The organism is Nitrococcus sp., from assembly GCF_059432795.1.
Genome location: NZ_JBXWZQ010000176.1, coordinates 1 through 2,656, shown reverse-complemented (window position 1 = coordinate 2,656; position 2,656 = coordinate 1). Strand labels below are relative to the sequence as shown.

3 protein-coding genes and 1 pseudogene are annotated in these 2,656 nt (G+C 64.0%); all 4 read right to left on the bottom strand.

Annotated elements, in window-relative coordinates; all coding sequences use genetic code 11:
- Positions 1–440: pseudogene (locus tag AC52Q4_RS12245) on the bottom strand (hypothetical protein); the annotation flags it as partial.
- Entirely contained in the window at positions 437–1,090 is a 654-nt protein-coding gene (locus tag AC52Q4_RS12240; protein ID WP_495537080.1) for a cytochrome c3 family protein, read from the bottom strand. The gene AC52Q4_RS12240 and the pseudogene AC52Q4_RS12245, both read right to left, overlap by 4 nt.
- 262 nt (positions 1,091–1,352) lie before the next feature.
- A complete protein-coding gene (locus tag AC52Q4_RS12235) occupies positions 1,353–2,156 on the bottom strand; it encodes an HAD family hydrolase (RefSeq protein ID WP_495537079.1) in 804 nt (267 codons plus the stop codon).
- Positions 2,157–2,367: 211 nt separating this feature from the next.
- On the bottom strand, positions 2,368–2,656 hold a 289-nt coding region (locus AC52Q4_RS12230; protein ID WP_495535694.1), incomplete at its 5' end, for a sigma-70 family RNA polymerase sigma factor.

Below are 2,656 nucleotides of genomic sequence, written 5' to 3'. Positions count from 1 at the left end.
TCCGGGTCGTAGAGCGAGAGCACGGAGGCCTGAGAGAAGACATCGCAGGCGCCAAGCGTTGCCGGGTGCCGCGGGTTGCCCTCCACTTTGGTGGGGCGGCCCTCGTGGCTTTCCGCCAGCAGACCGTGCGCGTAGCCGGCGATGACGCTCGCCGTGGCGTAGTAGCGCGGCCTGCCCGGGACGAGGTGCTCGGGTCGATTGACGTAGGGAACGATCTCCTCGGGCGGGGGGCCGCCGCAGCCGCCCAGTCCTCCCAAAGCGAGGCTCGCGGCCATCAATTTGAGCGTGTCACGCCGATTGATCCGCGCCTGCCAGAGGGCATCGAAGCGCGGAAACGCCTCGGCGAGCAGACGATCGAGCGCCCCGGTCCGGTCAAGCTCATCCAGTTGCTCTCGGATCTCGGGAGTGCCGCATCGACGTTCTGGGTCCGTTCGCTTCATCGATGACATGTGTAGCACTCGACCAGATGATCGGTATCGATTTCATAGAGCCGTAGCAGCGCTTGTGCCGATCGCCCGTGCGGATTGGGGGCATAGCCCATCGCCGTGATCTTATCCGGTGGCCGCAGGTGAGGCGCCGGGTCGGCATGACAGCTCAGACACCAGGCCATGGTCAGGGGTTTCGCCTGTCTCATAAGCGCCATCCGGTCGACGCGGCCGTGGCAGGATTCGCAACCGATGCCGTTGTTCACGTGCATGCTGTGATTGAAATACACGAAGTCGGGCAAATCGGTCACTCGGCGCCAATGCAGCGGCTTGTTTTGCTTCAGGCTAACGCGTACCGGGGCGAGCATTTGCGCGTTGGTCCAAAGCTGGGAGTGGCAGGTCATGCAGGTGTGGGTAGGCGGCACGCCAGCGAAGGCGGATTTTTCGGCGCTGGTATGACAATACCGGCAGTCGATCCCGAGCCCCCCGGCATGATGCTTATGACTGAATGGGACCGGCTGCTGCGGGGTGAAGCCGACGCCGGTCACATAAGGCGAGCGGCTGAGCCCCCAACCGATGGCGGCGATCCCCAGCACGGTGATCACCAGGCCGGCGATGATCACGAAAACCAAGTCATTCGCCCGCGGGCGAAAGATCTGCGGCATAGCGCGTCCCTGGGCTCATCGATGCCGACCGGGTGAACTCGCGGTCAAAACTAGAGAGCAAGCACTATCACTTGTAGCCACCACTGATCGGCCTTCCATCTTCCGGCAGGGCGCTTGTCTGGACGCCAAGAATCCGGACGCCGTTTGCGATTCGACCCGCGCCAATCACCGGAGTTCAATGGCGCGGCGGAAGCGGGGGAGCCCTTTTTCGCTCGGGGTGCAGTGCTCTCGAGCATCACGCCCTTGGCGCGCCGCTGGTGCGTTAAAAGTCTGCGCCACCGCTCTTCGTGCGCATCGCCACGCCGGCTTGGGTCAGCTTGCGCCCGGCGATCAGTGCGGTGATGTCGTAGCGACGGCCGCGTACCGTGCCTTGCGGGCTGAGCATGCGTTTCGACTCGAACAACGTGGTGGCGTGCAGGGGCAGGATATCGGCGGCCGGATCGGGGGCGGTGACAGCCGCGAGGTCCGCGGGCTCGTTGTCGATAACGGCGACCACGCGATAACCGGCGGCGCGAAAGGCACGGATGCCTGCTGTTTTCGCCTTGGCGATATCGCCTCCGGCCGGATCGGAATTGAGGTGGAGCAGCTCGCTGCGAAAGCGCACACCGGCCGGCGCACCCAAGGCGTTGAGAGAGCGCAGCGTGGCCAGGCGCAGCCCCTCCGGGCGGCCGCTGTTCAGCCCAACCTGGGTGTGCGATTGCATTTGAAACCACCGAATGATCTCCAGCACGCCTCGATAGGGCCGATGGGCCTCCCACACGGCCTTGGAGGACCAGCGGTGGCGGCGGTAGAAGGCCTCGATGTGCGCAATTCGCTCGGCCGGGATGCCGTGACGTTGCAGTTGCCGGTGGAGGAGGTTTTCATGGACGGTCAACTCCTCCAGCGTCAGATCCACGAAATACCGGGTCTCGTAGTGGCGGTCGTAGGATCGCAGCAGGTAGAGCAGCAGATAGCGCGTATCGAGGATGGTGCCGTCGATATCGAACACGATCAGCAGCGAATCCTCCGGGTGACGCGCCCGGGTGCGCTCGTAGTGGGTGGCAAGTGCGCGCATCCAGTCTTGCATGGTGTCTCCTCATCCGTTGGATTTCCTTTCGCGTAAAGATATCCGCCGCTTGTTACGGGATGATGAACGCTGGAATGCGCCACTCCAGGGCCGTTGGCGTGCTGGAGCCCGGTTTTCGACGCCTTGGCCCTGGGGGGCGTTTTACTTGCCGCTCATCGCAGCGCGCGGGCAGACCCCACCCGCGCATGACGTACAGCGATTGCACTTGAGCTTACCTAAGCAACGGCGAGAGGTGCTTGTCGACGGCCTCGCGGGCGCGGTAGATGCGTGAGCGCACCGTTCCGATCGGGCAGCCCATCGCCTGTGCCACCTCTTCATACGTCAGCCCCTTGAGCTCGCGCAGAATGAGTGCGGTACGCAGATCCTCCGGCAGCTCCTCCAGCGCAACAGCCACCGTGTGCTCGATCTCATCGCGCATGGCGAGCGCTTCCGGCGAGTCATGATCCTTCAGCCGCGAGTCGACGTCGTAGCGCTCGGCATCCTGGGCATCGATATCGCTG